Source organism: Nocardiopsis synnemataformans (assembly GCF_965343085.1).
GTDB classification, from domain to species: domain Bacteria; phylum Actinomycetota; class Actinomycetes; order Streptosporangiales; family Streptosporangiaceae; genus Nocardiopsis; species Nocardiopsis alborubida.
On record NZ_CBDRFA010000001.1, the window covers coordinates 116,856 to 134,701 of the forward strand.

Annotated in this window: 15 protein-coding genes and 2 tRNA genes; 1 reads left to right on the forward strand and 16 read right to left on the reverse strand. The window is 68.9% G+C overall.

Features of this window, described 5'->3' with window-relative positions:
• Positions 1–437: 437 nt before the first annotated feature.
• The 11 genes from ACSIH6_RS00470 to ACSIH6_RS00520 all read right to left on the reverse strand — a co-directional run bounded on the left by ACSIH6_RS00470 (position 438) and on the right by ACSIH6_RS00520 (position 13,111).
• The gene (locus ACSIH6_RS00470; protein WP_435105380.1) at positions 438–1,700 is read right to left on the reverse strand and encodes a styrene monooxygenase/indole monooxygenase family protein; all 1,263 of its coding nucleotides are present in this window, start codon (positions 1,698–1,700) and stop codon (positions 438–440) included.
• Between the two features lie 60 nt (positions 1,701–1,760).
• The gene (locus ACSIH6_RS00475; RefSeq protein ID WP_017565342.1) at positions 1,761–2,318 is read right to left on the reverse strand and encodes a GTP-binding protein; all 558 of its coding nucleotides are present in this window, start codon (positions 2,316–2,318) and stop codon (positions 1,761–1,763) included.
• Between the two features lie 22 nt (positions 2,319–2,340).
• Positions 2,341–2,700: a DUF742 domain-containing protein gene (locus ACSIH6_RS00480; RefSeq protein ID WP_082768466.1), complete on the reverse strand. Its 360-nt coding sequence runs from the start codon at positions 2,698–2,700 to the stop codon at positions 2,341–2,343.
• Between the two features lie 37 nt (positions 2,701–2,737).
• On the reverse strand, positions 2,738–3,163 hold the full coding sequence (locus ACSIH6_RS00485) for a roadblock/LC7 domain-containing protein (RefSeq protein ID WP_013151544.1): 426 nt from the start codon (positions 3,161–3,163) through the stop codon (positions 2,738–2,740).
• A gap of 97 nt (positions 3,164–3,260) precedes the next feature.
• Positions 3,261–5,813, reverse strand: coding sequence for a sensor histidine kinase (locus ACSIH6_RS00490; RefSeq protein WP_435105383.1), 2,553 nt, complete (start codon positions 5,811–5,813; stop codon positions 3,261–3,263).
• Between the two features lie 1,216 nt (positions 5,814–7,029).
• Entirely contained in the window at positions 7,030–8,808 is a 1,779-nt protein-coding gene (locus ACSIH6_RS00495) for an ABC transporter substrate-binding protein (RefSeq protein WP_435105585.1), read from the reverse strand.
• A gap of 23 nt (positions 8,809–8,831) precedes the next feature.
• Positions 8,832–9,020 carry a hypothetical protein gene (locus ACSIH6_RS00500; protein ID WP_435105385.1) on the reverse strand — a complete coding sequence of 63 codons (189 nt, stop codon included), beginning with the start codon at positions 9,018–9,020 and terminating at the stop codon, positions 8,832–8,834.
• Between the two features lie 4 nt (positions 9,021–9,024).
• Positions 9,025–10,071, reverse strand: a complete 1,047-nt coding sequence (locus tag ACSIH6_RS00505; RefSeq protein ID WP_435105387.1) for an ABC transporter ATP-binding protein — start codon at positions 10,069–10,071, stop codon at positions 9,025–9,027.
• Entirely contained in the window at positions 10,064–11,125 is a 1,062-nt protein-coding gene (locus ACSIH6_RS00510) for an ABC transporter ATP-binding protein (RefSeq protein WP_435105389.1), read from the reverse strand. Before ACSIH6_RS00510 ends, ACSIH6_RS00505 begins: the two co-directional genes overlap by 8 nt.
• A gap of 6 nt (positions 11,126–11,131) precedes the next feature.
• The gene (locus ACSIH6_RS00515) at positions 11,132–12,007 is read right to left on the reverse strand and encodes an ABC transporter permease (protein WP_435105391.1); all 876 of its coding nucleotides are present in this window, start codon (positions 12,005–12,007) and stop codon (positions 11,132–11,134) included.
• Positions 12,008–12,019: 12 nt separating this feature from the next.
• Positions 12,020–13,111 (reverse strand): ABC transporter permease, encoded by a 1,092-nt coding sequence (locus tag ACSIH6_RS00520; RefSeq protein ID WP_435105394.1) that lies wholly within the window; start codon positions 13,109–13,111, stop codon positions 12,020–12,022.
• A 382-nt stretch (positions 13,112–13,493) separates the two neighbouring features.
• Between ACSIH6_RS00520 and ACSIH6_RS00525 the strand changes: the two genes are divergently transcribed.
• Positions 13,494–15,092, forward strand: a complete 1,599-nt coding sequence (locus ACSIH6_RS00525; RefSeq protein ID WP_435105396.1) for an alpha/beta fold hydrolase — start codon at positions 13,494–13,496, stop codon at positions 15,090–15,092.
• A gap of 197 nt (positions 15,093–15,289) precedes the next feature.
• On the opposite strand, the gene ACSIH6_RS00530 is transcribed toward ACSIH6_RS00525, so the two are convergent.
• The 5 genes from ACSIH6_RS00530 to ACSIH6_RS00550 form a co-directional block, all read right to left on the reverse strand.
• Positions 15,290–15,910 carry a septum formation family protein gene (locus tag ACSIH6_RS00530; RefSeq protein WP_435105398.1) on the reverse strand — a complete coding sequence of 207 codons (621 nt, stop codon included), beginning with the start codon at positions 15,908–15,910 and terminating at the stop codon, positions 15,290–15,292.
• 242 nt (positions 15,911–16,152) lie between these two features.
• On the reverse strand, positions 16,153–16,644 hold the full coding sequence (locus ACSIH6_RS00535; protein WP_435105400.1) for a septum formation family protein: 492 nt from the start codon (positions 16,642–16,644) through the stop codon (positions 16,153–16,155).
• A gap of 451 nt (positions 16,645–17,095) precedes the next feature.
• Positions 17,096–17,169, reverse strand: a tRNA-Lys gene (locus tag ACSIH6_RS00540).
• A 204-nt stretch (positions 17,170–17,373) separates the two neighbouring features.
• Positions 17,374–17,447: transfer RNA gene (locus tag ACSIH6_RS00545), tRNA-Lys, on the reverse strand.
• A gap of 135 nt (positions 17,448–17,582) precedes the next feature.
• The gene (locus tag ACSIH6_RS00550) at positions 17,583–17,768 is read right to left on the reverse strand and encodes a hypothetical protein (protein ID WP_061083139.1); all 186 of its coding nucleotides are present in this window, start codon (positions 17,766–17,768) and stop codon (positions 17,583–17,585) included.
• Positions 17,769–17,846 lie beyond the last annotated feature (78 nt).

Here is a 17,846-nt window from a genome sequence, read left to right on the forward strand (position 1 = left end):
AGCGAGCTTCAGGTGCAGATGCACGAACTACCGCTGTGTGCTCGGACAGGCCAGGAATGATCGATTAGTGGTCCGCCCCCGTACACAACTGTTGGAGAAGCGGGGGTTTCTGTCAGGTCCCGGGGAGAGAGGAAGGGCACTAGTGGCCATAGCACGCGCCTCATCCCCGGAAGGCTGGCTACGACACTAACGAACCCGTCCACAGATGGACAGTCCACCCTCAAGGAACAATTGACCCACCACTCACCATGCCACGCTTTCGGACATCAACCCGAAGGATGGTACTCACTGTTCACAGCGTGTGCCAATGAGAACTTCCTTTTCGGTCATTGATTCTCGGAATTCTGGACGAGCTCGTAATCAGTGACCACTCCCACAAAAGCGCTTGAGCCCGGTGTCCGCCGGACACCGGGCTCAAGCGCTGGAGTACGCACACGTCAGTCACCGTGGCGTGCACGTACTTCGGCCACGTATTCAGAGGCCAACTGCGGGTCCAGCAGCCACTTGCCGTAGTCCGGCGAATAGTCCCACCCCTGGATCCAGCGGTCGGAGACCTCACGGTACTTCGTGGCGGCGGACAGCAGTTCCAGCATCCCCGGGGACATCTCTCCCTGGTCCCACCAGGTGGAGCACATCTCCGACCACTGCTGGTTGTACAGACCGAACTCCCAGAAGCGGTCGAAGGCCGAGACCAGAAACTCCTCGTCGAAGGGCCGGTCCCCGTGCTCGATGATGCTCTCCAGGTAGGCCTTGGCACACCGCGTCGAGTTGTTCCAGCTCTGGCCGACGTAAGGGTCCATCGTCACGACCACGTCGGCCATGCCCAGCACCTTGCCGCCGGAGGGCAGCGTGCCCACCGGGTTGCGGACCTGTGGTGTCAGGTACTCGATCAGGGTGCTGTTCTTGCCGTCGACCAGGACCGCGTCCTTGGCGCGCTCGAAGTACTCCGGGGCGTACCGGCGCAGCAGGTCCTTCATCCGCCGCAGCTGCTCCTCGGGGGCCGGACGGTCGGGCCAGGCGTCCATGGGCCCGCCACGCTTGTCCACCATGAGCAGGTTGTGGCATGGCCCCTCCGGGCCGAGGATCGGGATGAAGAAGATGTTCCCCGCCTCGGCCGCGGTGGCGGACCAGCCGATGTTCTCGTTCTCACCCTCGACTGGCCAGACGTCGTAGATGTGCGCCTGGGCGATCGAACGGGGCCTGGCCCCGGAGAACCGGCTCTCGTCGTAGTCGAAGAGCTGCCCGAGTTCCCCGTGCCCGACCGCCACGACGATCAGGTCGAACATACGGGAGAAATAGTCGAGGTCGGTGACGGTGACACCATGGATGACGACCTTCCCGCCACGGTCCTCGAAGTACTCCAACCAGTCGGCCATCTTGATACGCCGGTCGACCGACACCGCGTAGTCGTTGCCCGTACCGGTCCTCCCGGTCAAGGACATCAGCTCGCCCTTGCCCGGATAGAGGTGGATCGTCTGGTCCCTGATCTGGGGCGCCAGAGCACTCCAGAGGTCGAGGTTGTGCTCCCTCTCGTAATTCAGGGCGGTCGGGAAGGTGAACTGCGAGATCGACGGCTTTCCCGTCCGGATCTCCAGAGAGGACTGCCCCGTGATCACCGTGACGTCGTATCCATGGGTGAGGAGCCCATGGGCCAGGTGCAGGCCGGCGTGGCCCGCACCGACGATAAGGATCTTGCGCATTGTCGCTAACTTTCCTGGGGAATCTGCGGGGCGGTGGGAAGACCGGGGTCCCCCCGTCCGTCAGGCGACGGGCTCGCTGGCGCGGTTGTGCTCCAACGCGTACCTGAGCAGCGTCTTGAGCACCTCACCCCCGGACAGCCGGTTCCGGGCGTCGAAGTCGATGATCGGTACCTCAGGACTGACCTCCAGTGCCTCGCGGACCTGTTCGGAGGTGTAGTCGAGGTGACCCTCGAACTTGTTCAGCGCCACGATGTAGGGGATGCGTTTGTTCGTCTCGAAGTAGTCGACCGCGTCGAAGGAGTCCGCGAGCCTCCGGCAGTCGACCACCACGACGGCGCCCACGGCGCCCCGGACCAGATCGTCCCACATGAACCAGAAACGTGCCTGGCCCGGTGTGCCGAACATGTACATGACCAGTTCGTCGTCGATGGTGATGCGACCGAAGTCCATCGCGACGGTGGTGGTCGTCTTGTCGGGTGTGATCGAGGTGTCGTCATGACCGATGCTGGCCTCGGTCATGATCGCCTCGGTCGTGACAGGGGGAATCTCCGACACCGAGCGCACCAAGGTCGTCTTGCCGGCGCCGAAGCCCCCGGCGATGACGATCTTGCTCGACATCTTCTTGCGATTCGACCTCTTGTCACTGGAAAAGTCGTTCGAGACCACGAAGAGCCCTCTCCAGAACCTGGTTTTCCGATGGACTGCTGCCGGTGATGGTCGGGTGGATGTACACCAGGTCCTGTTCGGCCAGGTCACTGACCAGAACCTGGGTGACGCCCAGGGGGATGTTCAACTCGGCCGATACCTCGGCCAGCGACCGGGTCTCCCGGCACAGCTTGTAGATATTGATCGACTCCGGCATGAGGGTGCCAGGAGGCTCCTGCCCGGGCTCGGACGTCGAGACCAGGGTCTGCACCATCAGCGGATGCCGCGACCGTGTCCGCCCACCCGTGAAGGTGAACGGACGGACACGGTTACTCCTTCGCCTGCGGAAGCTCATAGCCGAGGCAACCTCTCCTCCCGAACGGGCACCGTCGTCAGTTCTGGATGACCTCGCGCAGCTGCGAGCGCAGCTGCGGCGTGAGCACGTGGGCGACGTTCTCCACGAGCTTGGTCATCTGGAAGCCGACGATCTTGAGCTCGGTGCCCGGGGCGGTGAGCACCGCCATGCAGGAGCCGTCGCTGATCGCCATGATGAACAGGTGGCCGTGGTTGAAGCGGACCAGCAGCTGTTCGCACTCGCCCCTCTGGAAGAGGTTGGCCCCGCCGACGGCGAGGCTGTGCAGGCCGCTGGCGATGGCCGCCAGCTGCTCGGCGTGCTCCTCGGGGAAGTCGCTGGAGTGCGTCAGGACCAAGCCGTCCGAGGAGACCACGACGGCGTGCTCGACACCGCGCACGTCGCGGACGAACCGGTCGATGAGCCAGGAGAAGTTCTCAACACTGTCGTTCACGGATTCAGTCATCGCTGTGCCTTACCTGCCTGGGCCGAGGGTCGTGTTCGCTGCTTGGGTGTCTGCGTGGGCGCACCGGGAGGGGCGCCCTGAACGGGGTCGGGAGCCGTCACTTCTGGTCTTCCCCGGGCTCGTCGCCGCCCTGGCGGGCCTCGCGCTCGCCGTCGAAGAAGTCCCCGAGCTCGTCGCGGATCTGCTCTGCCCTGGCCTCACCGGTCAGCCTGGGCGGAGTGTCCTCCCGGGTCTGCGGGGTGTCCGGTTTCTGTCCGGGGCGGGACATCGTCCGCAGGGGCGACCCGTGCGGGGTGGCGCTGCGCCGGGGGAGCCCGGCGGAGGTCACCGCCGAACCGCCCGCCGCGGGGGGCTTGCCCGTGCCGTTGACGGGGGACCGGGTGGAGGCCGGGGCGGGCGTGACGGGCTTGGCGGACGGGGCGCTCGACGGGACGGTCGACGTGCGGGCCTGTCCGGGGGTTCGTGGCGTGGCCACGCGCAGCAGCTCCTTGGGGATGATCGCGTAGGCGCTCACCCCGCGGAAGGAGCGGGGTTCGATCCTGGCTTCCAGCCCGTGCTTCTTGGCGATCCGGCTGGCGACGTACAGACCCATGTGGCGGGGCACGTCGGAGTCCAGGACGGGTTCGCCCGCGAGGCGGCCGTTGAGTTCGGAGAGCTGGCCCTCGGGAATGCCCACACCCTCGTCCTCGACGACGATCATGAGGCGCCCGTCGGCCAACTCCTGGGCGCTGATGACGACCTGGGAGTGCTCGGGCGAGTTGGCGGTGGCGTTGTCCAGCAGTTCGGCGAGCAGGTGGCTGATGTCGTCGGCCGCCATACCGGTGATGGAGGTCTGCGGGATCTTGCCCATCCGGACGCGGGGGTAGTCCTTGATCTCGGAGGTGGCGGCGCGGGCCACGTCGAGCAGGGGGACGATCTCGTCGTGGGCGTCGGACTCGCCGCCGTCATGTCCGGTGAGCACCAAGAAGTTTTCCCCGTTGCGCCGCATACGGGTCGCGAAGTTGTCGATCTGGAAGAGCTTGTCGAGCAGGTCGGGGTCCTGGGCGTCGGTCTCCAGTTCCTCGACCATCTCCAACAGGGCGTCCACGAGCGACAGGTCGCGCATGGCCAGACCCGCCAGGGCCTCGTTGAGAAGATTGCCGCGGCCGTCGGACGGCGCGGAGGAGGCCGGGTCGACGGGGGCGATCGCGTCCATGAGGGCGGCCCTGCGCTCGGTGAGCGTCTCGGCGGGCGCCTCGGGGGCGGCGGCCTCGGCGGGCTCGGCCGGGGCTTCCCGCTCCTGTTCCCGCTTCTGCTCCCGCTCCTGTTCCCGCTCCGGCTGCTCCTTGCCCGCGTCCGTGTCGGACCCCGCGCGGGTCAGGGCCCGGTCCTCACGCTCGGCGGGCTCGGTCCGGGTCTCGGCGTGCTCGGCGAAGAGCGTGCTGGCCGACTCGGCGCTGATCACCTGCGGCTGCTGCCCGGCGGCGAGCACGATGATGTGCTGGACCGGCTGGCCGTAGGGGTTGTACTGCCCCGGATAGAACATCGGCTGACCGTGCATGACGTAGCCGGGGGGCTGAAAGGGCGCCGGGTAGGCGCTCTGGTAGGTGACCAGAGGCTGGGGCGGGTACTGCGCCGGGTAGTGCGCGGGCTGCGGGGGGTAGGGGTGCTGGCCCTGTGGTTGGGGCGCGTAGCCGCCGTGCGGCTGGGGCGCGTAGCCGCCGTGCTGCGGGGGCGCGGCGGGGTAGTGCGCCGGGGCGGCCTGCGGGTGGGGCGGGTAGGGGTGGTGGGGCTCCTGCCCGGCGGGGTGGTAGGGCGTGCCGTACTGCGGGCCGGGGGCCGCCTGGTAGGGGGCGGGGGCCGCGTAGGGGTCGTGGCCGACCGGGCCGGGGCCCGGCTGCTGGGCGTACCCGTGCTGGCCCTGTACCTGCGGGGGCGCGGTCCGCTCCCCAGACACCTGGTAGGGCTGGGGCGCGGGACCGGCCCACCCCTGGGGAGGCTGCTGGTAGCCCTCGGCGACCGGAGGCGCGGCGGCCTGCGGCTGCTCGCTCTGGCGGTGGCTGTCGGGGGCCTGGGGCTCGGCGGCCTGCGGCTGTTCCGGCTGGCGGTGGCTGTCGGCGGCCCGCGGCGGTTCCTGTCTCCGGGAGTCCGGCTGCTCGGGTCGGGAGGAGCGCCCCTGCTCCTCGGGGTGCCGCGTCTGGCCGTGCGGCGCCTCGGCCCACTGCTGCCCCGCCTGCTCGGGCCGCGGGGCCGGCTGCGGCGTGGTGTCCGCGGGGGCCGCCTGCGTCTGCGCCGCGGGGGCCTGAGGCCGCTCCGCGCGCTCTGTCGATGAGGAGGTGTCAGTCATGGTGTCCGTGGTGGCGGTGATGGGTGGGGTACGCGGCTCGGGCTCGTCCAGGCCCACGCCGCGCCACTGGTTGACCGGGGTGGCCCCGGTGTCCACGTCGTCGACGTTCACCCGCCGTGTGGTGTAGGGGTTGGGGACGCTGGTCCTGGAGGAGGGCCGGTACCCGTTCTCGGCGGAGCCGGAGAAGGGGCCGGTCGCGGGGGGCGCGGCGTCGCCGCGCTCCGTCGCGCCCGACTCGGGAGCGGATCCGGCCGTGGGCTGGACGCCTTCCCTGCCCGACGTGCGGCCGGAGTTCTGCGAGTGCGGATGCACGGGATGATGCACGGGATTTCCTTGCTGGGTCTCCGGTGAGGGGGGTTCCTGGGCTCTGACCATACGGGAGATGGCCCGTCGGAACCGTCCCTCCCGCCTGGCTCCTTGCCCGTCCTCCGCTGACGTCATCGGCCCGCCCCCGCGCGGGTGCGGAGCGGGGCTGTCTCGCGGCGACGGCGCCTCTGCCACAATCTCGTCTCCTCGCGTCGGTGGGGGCGGGTCAGCGGCGGCGCCGCTCCACCGCCCTGCCCGGGGGTGGCCGCCCGGGGATCCCGCGCGGGGTCCCCGTGGCAGCCGGGTGCCCCGTGCGCCGGAAGAAGGCCTCGGTTGGGGCGCCCCCGCGTGAACGGGGACCAGACGGGTGCGACACCCCATCCGGAGACAAGTATCCATGCCCCGCACAATTCCTGTACTTCCACCGAGAACCGTCGTTCGGTTCGCCAGACTAACAAAGGTCGACAGCCTTGGCAGACGAATCGTGGAAGGATCACAAAAGCACGCGGGACAACGTCTCTGACGTGCACAAACACTGCCCTGAAGGTGCTGTGACCCCAGATGTTTTCGTGAGATTTATGGACCCATGTCTGTTTCCGGACAGGTGTCAGCAACCGGTCCGCCGCACCGGCGGACCCGCGGCCCGAAACGACGCGCACCCGCTTTGAACAGCACGGACGCGCGGCCCTGTGACCGGTCGCCGAGCGGGACCACACCGCCCGCCGCACCGGCGGGGATCCCCGTCACACGGGGTCCGCGTCCGCCGACGGTCTCGGGACACCGCGCCGGCGCGGGGCGCGGGGACGTGGCACACGGGCAGCCCGGGGGCGCGGGTCCGCGGGGAGCTGGGGTCATGGCTCTCCTGTCGATTCCCCTTCCCCGTTCCGCGCCGTTCCCGGAATTGCTCCGAAAACGGCTCCGGACGAGGAGTGCGACGCCTCGCGGGCCGTCCGGGCCGACGAGGGCACGGGACACGACCGGGGGACGCAGAGCGCCGAAAGGTTCTCCGCGCCTTCGGAGAGGATGCCGGGGCGGCCCTTCCGAAGGCGTTGGCGCCGGAAACGGGCGGTGTTCGGACACCGTCCTCCCGACGTACAGGAGACTACCTTCCCTCACCACGAATGCACATCAAGGGCCAGCATTCCGACAAAAAAGAGAGAGTGCGCACAGCGGGGGCGGGGCCGTGCGGCCCCGCCCCCGAACACGGCCCGGTCCCCCGGGCCCGTCCCGCCCCCTACCCGGCCGCCTCCAGGCCGCCCTGCATCAGCGACAGGATGATGTGGTTGTCCCGGTAGATCTGGTTCTGGGCGGCGGGGTGGTCCTCGGGGAAGGACTCCACCCGCACGCCCTCCAGGGCCGGGGCCAGGTACTTGTAGGTCCAGATCGGGATGCGCGGCAGCAGCTCGTTGAAGACGATCGCCATCGTCTTGAGGGCCTCGGTCTGCTCCTCCTCGGTCTGCGCGGTCTTGGCGACCTCGACCAGCGCCTCCAGGTCCACCTCGCCCCGGCTGGGACTGTCCACCTTCAGGTCGAAGTCCTGTCCCGGGTTCTCGCCGGTACGGGCGTTCTCCACCAGGAAGTTCATCTGGAAGGCACCCCAGTACTGCGGGATCTCCGGGTTGCCCCAGTGGCGCACGGCCACCTCGAAGTCACCGGCGGCCCAGATGCCCCAGGGGTTGTCCGCGGGCACGTTGCGCGCGCTCGTCTTGATCCCGAAGGCGTTCCAGGCCTCCTCCACCTGGGTGGCGGTCAGCTCGAAGTCGCCCCAGCCCGCGACGCCGATGATCTCGTAGCTGGCCTCCTCGCCGTCCGCGGTGTGCCAGACCCCGTCCTCCTTGGTCCAGCCCGCCTCCTCCAGCAGCTCGGTGGCCCGGTCCAGGTCCTGGTCGTAGACGGCGAACTCCGCGAGCTCCTCGGCGGTGAAGATCTGCTCGGTCTGGAGGTCGACCAGCCCGGAGTAGTACCGCACCCGGTCGTAGGCCTCGCCCCGCGCCACCTGGCCGATCTGGTCGCTGTCGAGCAGGTGCTTGAGCGCCTTGCGCACCCGCACGTCCTTGAGCTCGGGCTTGGCCGCGTAGTTGAACATCAGCCCGCAGCCGTCGTAGCCGGGGTGCTCGATCCACCGGAACCCCTCGACACCGCGGAAGGCCTGCTGGTCGGCGGCGGAGGTGGCCAGGGTCGAGTAGTCGACCTCGCCCTGCTGGATGAGCAGGGAGGCCTGGCGGTTGTCGCCCTTGTGGACGACCACCTCCTCGAAGGCGACCTCCTCTCCCTGGTACCCGGTGCTCTCGCGCACCAGGGTGATCCGCGCGTCCGACATCTGGGCCCGGTCGAAGGTGTAGGGGCCGCTGGTGATGATCTCCTCGGGGTTGAACTCGATGAACTCGGCGTTGAACTCGGTGTGCTCGTCGTCGCCCTGGCGGACGCCGTCGGCCACCATCGCGATCGCGCGCTCCCCGAAGTCGCCGTAGGTCGACTTGGAGAAGATCCGGTGCTTGACGACCTGGAGCTCGATCCCCGGGAAGGGGTTGTCGAAGCGCGCGCGGACGCTGAGGTCGTCCAGCTGCTCCAGCTCGGTGATCTGCGGGAAGCCCACCGACCAGGCGGGCGCCTCCAGGACCCGGATGGCGTAGTTCTGGTGCAGGTCCTCGGCGGTCAGGTCGGTGCCGTCGCTCCACTTCAGGCCCGGGCGCAGGGTCACGACGAGGTCGTCGCCCTCCCAGGCGCTGTTCTCCAGGAGCAGGTAGTCCCACTCGTGGGTCTCCCAGTTGTAGAACGCGCCCGCGGGCAGGAAGAGGTCGGCGTACACGGAGTTCATCAGCAGCGCGCCGTCCTCCACGGCGACGTTGCGCGTCTGGGCGGCCAGGTCGAAGTCGAAGACGCCCGTGAACTGCGCGGCTCCGCCCGAGGCCGTGTCGCCGCCCGCGCAGGAGGAGAGCACGCCGGCGCCGGCCGCGCCGACCGTGCCGATGCCGATCGCCCGGAGCAGGCGCCTGCGGGACAGGTCACTCATCAGGGGGTGGGGGGTGGGAGGGGTCAATGACGCTTCCTTTCCAGTAGGACGGCGAGCAGACCGAGGGAGAGCACGACCAGGCCGATCACGACGGTGAGGGCGCTGATGACGGACTCGGCTGTGCCGGGGGGTGTGAGAACGACCATGAGTGCGCTGGTCAGGGTGAGGAAGGCTCCGACGAGGAGCCCGAAACGGCCGACGACGGGGAGCACGGCCTCACCCCCTGTTGACGACGTGGCAGGCGAGCAGCCGGTCGTGCGCGGGGGACAGCGGCGGCCGGACGGTGTCGCAGTCGCCCTCCTCGTAGAGGGGGCAGCGCGGGTGGAAGTCGCATCCGGGCGGCAGGTCGGTCAGGTCGGGGATGTCGGAGCTGCGCAGCCTGATCCGCTCCCGGTTGTGCGCCAGGTCGGGGTCCGGCTCGCAGACGGCGTCGATGAGCGCCTTCGTGTAGGGGTGCTGGGGGTCGTTGACCACGCGCGGGGTGGGACCGTGCTCGACGACCCTGCCCAGGTACATGACGGCGATCTCGCCCTCCCAGGCGAAGTACTTGGCCACGGCCAGGTCGTGCGTGATGAACAGGAAGCCCACGCCGAGGTCGTCGCGCAGCCCGCCGAGGGTGTTGAGCAGGCTGACCCGGATGGACACGTCCAGCATCGAGGTGGACTCGTCGGCGATGATCACCTCGGGGTTCATCGCCAGGGCGCGGGCCACGGCCACCCGCTGGCGCTGGCCGCCGGACAGCTGGTGCGGGTACTTGTCGAGGTGCTCCTCGGCCGGGGTGAGGTCGACCCGTTCCAGGAGTTCGACGGTGGCCCGGCGGGCCTCGTGCCTGTCCTTGACCAGCCCGTGGCGGCGCAGTCCGGCCGAGACGGTCGAGTAGACGGTGCGCACGGGGTTGAGTGAGGCGTAGGGGTCCTGGTGGATGAACTGGACCGAGCGGCGGAAACGGGCCCGTTCGCGCCGGTCCATTCCGGCGACGTCCCTGCCCCGGAAGAGCACGGAGCCCCGGACGGGGTCGGCCAGTCCCGCGGCCATGCGAGCGCTGGTGGTCTTGCCGCAGCCGGACTCCCCCACCAGGCACAGCACCCGCCCGGGGCGCACGTCCAGGTCGATCCCCGCGACGGCGGGCACGTCGCCGCGCGGGGTCGGGAAGACCTGGTGCACGCCGCGCAGGCTGAGCACCGGCGCGGCGTCCCCGGTGCCTCGGTCGGGCACGGCACCGGGCTCGGGCCGCGGGTCTGCTGGGACGGTCCGGTCAATCACGGGTGGCCCCCTCGGTGGAGAGTTCGTTCGAACGCAGGCAGGCGGCGGCGTGGCTCAGCCCGTCGGGGCGGTGCGTGAGCACGTCGAGCACGGGGCGGGTGGACGCGCACCGCTCGACGGCGTGCTTGCAGCGCGGCGCGAAGGAGCATCCGGGGGGCAGCGCGGAAAGGCTGGGCGGGCCTCCGGGCAGCGACTCGGGGACCCGGAGGTCGCCGGTGACCGGGGGCACCGAGTTGATCAGCGCCGAGGTGTAGGGGTGCCGGGCCCGGTGGAAGATGTCGCGGGTGGTGCCGGTCTCGATCATCCGTCCCGCGTACATGGTGCCGACGCGGTCGGCGAGTTCGGCGGCCAGACCCAGGTCGTGGGTGATGAAGACCATCGCGAAGCGCAGTTCCTCGCGCAGCTCCGCGAGGCGTTCGACGATGGAGCGCTGGGTGAGGATGTCCAGGGCGGTGGTGGGCTCGTCCAGGATGAGCAGCTGCGGCTCCAGGGCCAGGGCGAGCGCGATGAGGGTGCGCTGGCGCATACCGCCGGAGAGTTCGTGGGGGAAGCTGTCCAACACCCGGGCGGGGTCGAGCCGGACCGTCCGCAGCAGCTCGGCGGAGCGTTCGAGGACCTCGGCGCGCGGGCGGCGGCCCCGGTCGTGGGCGCGGAAGGTGTCGAGGAAGTGGTCGCGCACCCGCAGCACGGGGTTGAAGGCGTTCATGGCGCCCTGGAAGACCATGGCCGCCTCGTTCCAGCGGAAACGGCGCAGGTCCTCGCGGGTGAGGGCGCGCACGTCGACGAGGCGGCCGTCCTTGCGGCGGAAGAGGACCTCACCCGCGGAGAGGAGGCCGGTGCGCGGGAGCAGCCGGAGCAGGCCCAGGCCGAGGGTGGTCTTGCCGCAGCCGGACTCCCCCACCAGGGCCATGGACTGGCCGGGGTGGAGGTCGAAGGAGACGTCGCGGACCGCGGTGACCTGTTTCCTGCGGCCGGTGCGGTAAGCCACGTCGACGCCGCGGACGGAGAGCAGGGGCCCCTCGGCGGACGGCGGGGCGGCGGTGTGGTCGGTCACTGTGGCTCACCTGTCCCGGAGTCGTGGGTTGAGGGCCTGTTCCAGGGACCGGGTCATGGTGACCAGCCCGATCTGGAAGAGCATGATCATCACCATCGGGGCGATGAGGAAGGGTGCGGCCTGGGGCAGCAGGAAGGCGTTGTTGTTCCAGGCCTGCTGGATCATCAGGCCCCAGTTGTCGGCGGTGCTGGGCAGCAGGCCGAGCAGGTACATGCCGACCACCGCGTAGATCGCGTTGGTGACGGCGATGATGAAGTTGACGAAGATGTAGCCCGCCATGTTGGGCAGCACCTCGACGAAGAGGATGCGCGCGGTGCCCAGGTCCTGGAGCCGGGCGGCCTCGACGAACTCGCGTTCCCTGAGGGTGAGCACCTGGGCGCGGATGGAGCGCATGAGATAGGGCCAGGTGACCAGGCCGATGATGAAGGAGACCACCAGCGGCGAGGCGGTGCGGTAGAAGGACGCGATGACCAGCATCAGGACGATGAACGGGATGGTCATCGTGATGTCGGTGAGCTGGAGCAGGAAGTGGTCGATCCGTCCGCGCACGTACCCGGCGACGCCGCCGAGGACGACCGCGATGGCCACGGTGATCACGGCCGCGACGAAGCCGACCCAGATGGGTTCGCGTCCGCCCAGTACGAGCTGGGTGAAGGTGTCCTTGCCCTGGTGGTTGGTGCCGAGCCAGTGCTCGGCGGTGATCGGGCCCCAGATCGCGGTGACGTCCGTGGGGTTGTGGTGGTCGATGAGCAGCGGCCCGACGAAGGAGAAGAGCAGGACGCTGAGGACCAGGCAGAGACCGACGAACCCGCTGGTGCTGCGGGTGAGGCCCTGCCAGATCGTTCCCCAGACCCCGGGGGCTGCGGTGGTGGTGACGGCCATTCCGGTTGGCTCCTACGCTCGGATACGCGGGTCGAGGCGGCTGTAGAGCAGGTCGGCGACGAGGTTGGCGACCACCACGCAGGACGTGATGATGATGAGCAGCCCCTGGAGGAGCGGGTAGTCGCGGTAGTTGACCGCGTCCAGGAGCAGGCCGCCGACGCCCTTGTAGACCAGGACCTGTTCGACGAAGATCGCGCCGCCGACGAGGGTGCCGAAGGAGATGGCGATCTGGGCGACCAGCGGCAGGACCGCGTTGCGCCCGACGTAGGAGACGGCGATGCGCTGGTCGCGCAGTCCGCGGGCGCGTGCGACGGTCACGTAGTCCTCGCCGAGCACCTCCGTGGTGGAGGCCTTCATGATGAGCATCCAGGTGCCGATGATGGCGAGCACGTAGGTGACGATCGGCAGGGCCGCGTGGTAGAGGGCGTCGCCGAGGAACTCCGCGTTGAACCCCGCCTGAACGCCGGGGCTGATCGTGCCACGCAGGTCGATGGGGTCGAACCACCCCAGGTACATGCCTCCGCCGAAGACCAGGGCCATCGCGATGAGGTAGTTGGGGACGGCGCCCAGGACCGAGGCGAGGACGCTGAGCACGTGGTCCAGGAAGCGGTTGCGCCAGTAGGCCATCACCATGCCCAGGGCCAGGCCGAGGACGACGGCGATGACCGTGCCGACGCCGATGCTGAACAGGGTCCAGGGCAGGTAGGCGCCGATGGCCTCCATGACGCTCTGACCCGGCCGGTTGATGGTCATGCCCAGGTCGAGGGTGACCAGGCCGACCAGGAAGTCCCACCACTGCTGGTGCAGGGGGGCGTCGGGGTCGTAGGCCAGCGAGTTCATGGCGATGGCCCGGGCCTCCTCCATCGACATGCCGCCCTGGGTGAGGCGCCCGGCCATCACGTCGATCGGGTCGCCGGGCATGGCGCGGCCGAGGAAGAAGGTCACGTTGGCGACGACGAACACCACGACGACGGCCTTGCGGACCTTGACGACGGCGTGGTGGCGCCAGATCCGCAGCGGCAGGGGGGCGGGCTCGTCGGCGCGGGCCGACGCTCCGCCTCCGGCGCGCGGCGGCGGTGGTGAGGCCGCGATTTCGGTGGCCACGGGGCTCCTTCAGGGGGCGCAGGGACTCCGTTTCTATTAGGAAAGTTTCCTAATAGAGGGTTCACGGTAACCCGCCCGATGTGGTCCAGACCACCTTCGTGACCAAACGGCGTCTTGCGCGCGACACGATCGGCATCACAAAACGAACAAAAATCGATAAACCACCACATATGACTGCCCCACCGGTTGGCCGAATCCGGCCACATGCGCACACTCATGACATTTGTGGGTGTTGTCATCTCTCGGGTGGTTCGTACGGTTACGTCTTCGAAGCACACGACCCCGTTCGCGGGCGTGTTCTGTGGACGTCGTTCCCCTCGCAGCAGGGCGTGTGTCCGCGGAGCGCGCCCAGCAACGGGCCGAGAACGCGGAGGCGACCCCCGTGCGCACAGCACGCGCAACCACACTGGCCTCGACCGTCCTCGTGACGGCCCTGGCCGCATCCCTCGCAGCGGCCTCCCCCGCCGCGGCCGATCCCCTGGCCCCCACCGCAGACGACACCGCGCTCGCCGAGTTCCACGACCAGGAGCTGACGTGGGCTCCCTGCACCGAGGATGTGCTCCAGGGACTGGAGTGCGCCGACGTCGTGGTCCCGCTCGACTACTCCGACCCCGGAGGCGAGCGCGCCACCGTGGCCATCAGCCGGGCCCGCGCCACCGACCCCGAACAGCGGCGCGGCATCCTGCTCACCAACCCCGGGGGGCCGGGCGGCCCCGGTCGTGTTCTCGGCGCCTACTACGGGGGCACCCGGGTGAGCGAGGTGTACGACGTGATCGGCATGGACCCGCGCGGCACCGGCGCCTCCTCGCCCCGGATGGACTGCGGGAACGACCCCGTGCCGATCTACCCGAGTCCGACCGACGCCGAGATCTCCGACGCCACGCGCGAGGCGATCCGCTACCAGCGCGAGTGCGAGCGAGTCCAGGGCGACCTGCGCCCGCACATGACCACCGCCAACACCGCCCGGGACATGGACGTCATCCGTGCCGCGATGGGCGAGGAGAAGACCAACTACCTGGGCTACTCCTACGGCACCTACCTGGGCGCCGTCTACGGCAGCATGTTCCCCGAACGGCTGGACCGCAGCGTGCTGGACTCACCGGTGCACCCCGACGGCGTCTGGCGGGAGATGTTCCTGATGCAGGCCCCGGCCTACAGCGCCAACATGGACCGGTACACCGCGTGGGCGGCCCGACACGACGACGTCCTCGGTTTCGGGTCGACCCAGGAGGAGGTCTACGCGACCTTCGACGCGACCTCGGAGCGGCTTCGGGAGGAACCGTACGTCGAGGACGGCCTCGTCTACGACAACCACGCCTTCAACTTCAATCTCGGCGAGTCCGCCCGCTACCAGCAGGCCTGGGACCTGAACTCGTACTACTTGGGCTTCCTCGTCCGCGGCGAGCCCTTCCCCGAGGAGCTCGCGTCCGAGGTGGCGGCCCTCGCCGAGGAGGAAGAGGAGGACGTCAGCCTCTCGAACATCGACCTACAGACGGCGGTCCTGTGCGAGGCCGAGTGGCCCGACCGCGTCAGCATGTACCACGCGGACGCGCGCGAGTACCGGGAGGAGCACCCCTACGGGGTCGGCGCCTACTGGTCCGTTCCCCACCCGTGCACCTTCAACACCCTCGACCGGCCCGAGCCCCCGGTGGCGCTGGAGCGCGACGGCTACCCCGAACCCCTGCTCATCGCGGGCGAGTTCGACGCCAACACCCCCTACGAGGCCGGGGTGGCCATGGCCGAGCGGCTGGACGGTGCCCTGATCACCGTCGCGGGTGACGGTGGACACGGGTTCTACCTGCCCGGGGGCCTGGGGTGCGTGGCCGACCCCGTGGAGGCCTACCTGGTCGACGGCGTGGTCCCCGAGGGCCTCACCTGCCAGGGCCTGCCCCCGGCGGAGATGGACGCGGAGCCGGAACTGGACGCCGAACAGCTGGTGCCGTTGAGGGAGGCACCCACCCTGGGCGATCTGGGGATCTGACCCGGAGACGACGGCGGCCCGCGCCACCCCTGGGGTTCCAGGGGTGGCGCGGGCCGTTCTCACCGCGGCCGCGGAGGAGTTTTCATCCCAGGACCGGATGAATCGGGTTCTCGGGGTGCTCCGCGCACCGCGGGACGCCTACCGGTGGGGACGACGGGAGGGGCCGGATCCGGACGGGGTTCCGCGGTCCTCCGCGCTCAGCGGTTGGCGCCCTCGAGGGTGTCGGTGACCATCTCGCCCGTGTTGGAGGTGGTCGCGTAGCAGATGATCTCGCGGTCACCGATCATGTCCCAGCTCTGCTGGGTCGGGTAGAGGTGACCCGCGTAGATCTCCGAGTAGGCGTACTCGACACCGATGAAGCTGGTGAACTCCTCGCCGGTGCAGATCTCCTCGGCCTGGCTCATCGTCTCGTCCTCGCCGGGGTACTCGGCGTCGGTCATCTGGTGGGAGTAGAAGAACTCCGAGTCGTGCTCCTGGGAGCAGTCCACCAGCGGAACCTCGCTGATCCCCTCGCTGAACAGCGCGGTGTTCATCTCCTCCTCGATGAAGCAGTCACCGACGTTGAGGGAGAACACGTCGCTGTCTCCCGGCGCGACGGGCTCGGTGGTCTCGGTCTCCACCGGCTCGGTGGTCTCCTCGGACGCGGTCGGCTCCGTGGTCTCCTGGGGCGCGGGGGAAACGGTCTCCCCGCCGCCCTGGAGAGCGGGGGGCAGCAGGGGAAGCGAACCGCAGGCCGTCGTGGCCACCAGGGTGGCGCCGACGGCCAGGGTTCCCAGGACGACACGGCCGAACAGGGGACGGCGCGTTTCGGACAACATGGGGAACTCCACTGGATCGTTCGGTACTGATGCCGATGGGGGACGGGATCGGCGACACATATCCAGATGCTTGGGACGTGAAGAAGGTTTTGCCCCAGGTCCGGAAGAAACAGGTTCTGTTGCGTTCTGGGCACCGCGTGACGCGAACTGCCGCAGGCGGGAGGGGGACGGGGTGAAGGAGGGGCCGCTCAGGCGGTCGGGGAGGCGAAGGCGGGGCAGGGCCTGCGCTGGCCGGGGGACGTTCAGCGGTTGGCGCCCTCAAGGGTGCCGGTGACCATCTCGCCGGAGTTGGAGGTGGTCGCGTAGCAGATGATCTCGCGGTCGTCGAACTGGTCCCAGGTCTCCTGGGTGGGGTAGAGGTGGCCGACGTAGATCTCCGACTCGGCGTAGGAGACGCCGATGAAGTTGGTGAAGTTCTCGCCGGTGCAGAGCTCATCGGCCTGGGTCATCGTCGCGTCCGTGCCGGGGTACTCGGCCTCGGTCATGTCGTGGGCGAAGAAGAACTCCGAGTCGTGCTCCTCGGCGCAGTCCACCAGCGGGATGTTGCTGACCTCGCCGCTGGCGAGCGCGGCGTCCATCTCGGACTCGACGAAGCATTCGCCGACGTTGAGGTCCATCACGTTGCCACCGCCGATGACGGACATGAGGGCGCCGCAACCGCTGAGGGCGAACACGCTGCCCGCGGCGAGGACCGAGATACCGGCGGTACGCAGGATGGGGGAGAAATTCGACATGGGGATGCTCCGAAAGTTGTGCATAGGGCTCGCCGTCCTGAGAGAGGCGGCGAGAAGGTAACAATTCACTACCTGGGGGTTTATGTCAATCTCATCTGCGAAAACGATGGGAAGGCAGCGGTTCGTCACGCTGTGCGTCCACGGCCCTTCCTTCGCTTCACCCCTATGGGATGCCGCAAACGCGAAGCAGCACATCACAGACCTATGACATTTTTCGGAGCCACGACTCCGCTCGCGCGGTCACGGAAAGTGACACGCGTGCGCACGCGAATCCCAGGACGGGATTCCAGAAAGGGAACGGAAAGCTTCCGGTGAAACGCGGGGAGTGACCGCGCTCGAGGAAACGCAGGGCCAGCGCGAGAGCGCGGCAGGGCTTCCCCTGGAAAGGACAGGGGTTCCCGTGGAAAGCGCGAGGGCCCCGGTCGTTTCCGACCGGGGCCCTCGCCTCGGGTGCGTCATCAGGGACTCGAACCCCGGACCCGCTGATTAAGAGTCAGCTGCTCTAACCAACTGAGCTAATGACGCCTGTTGTTCATCGCCCTGCCTCCCGGCCGCGGCGACATGGTCAACTCTACCCGACCGGAGGAGTGCCCCGGGCCGCGAACCGCACGATGTGGGGCACACCACCGAGCGTCTCCCCCGGGAGGCCGTGTCCGCCCTCCGACCGTCCGGACGGAACACGAAGGCCCCGGGCCGAAGGCGGTGCCTTCGACCCGGGGCCGTTGTCTGTGCGCCATCAGGGACTCGAACCCCGGACCCGCTGATTAAGAGTCAGCTGCTCTGACCAACTGAGCTAATGGCGCCTGTCGTGCCATGGTACCGGCCCTGTGGGCCGCCCCTGGCGACGTCGTTAACTCTAGCAGGACCGCAGGAGGGCCGCGAACCGGTTACGGAGCAGCGGGAGTGACGGTCCTCCGTCGGCCCCTTGCCCGAAAGGCCTAGGCGAAGGCCAGGAACAGCGCGACGATCACGGCGATGAGCAGGACCGCGCCGACGACCGCCAGCACGATCGGCATGACCGGGCGGCGCGCGGGCTCCTCGGTGTTCGGGTTCTCGTCGACGAAGCGGCGGAAGTGCTGCGTGGTTCCCGCCGGGTCCAGGTTGGGATCGTTGTTCTGTGTCATGGGGTTGACCCTAGCGACTCATGGGAGTGATGAGGACCCCCGTGGGTATATCTAACCCTTTTCGCTACACGCTCTTGG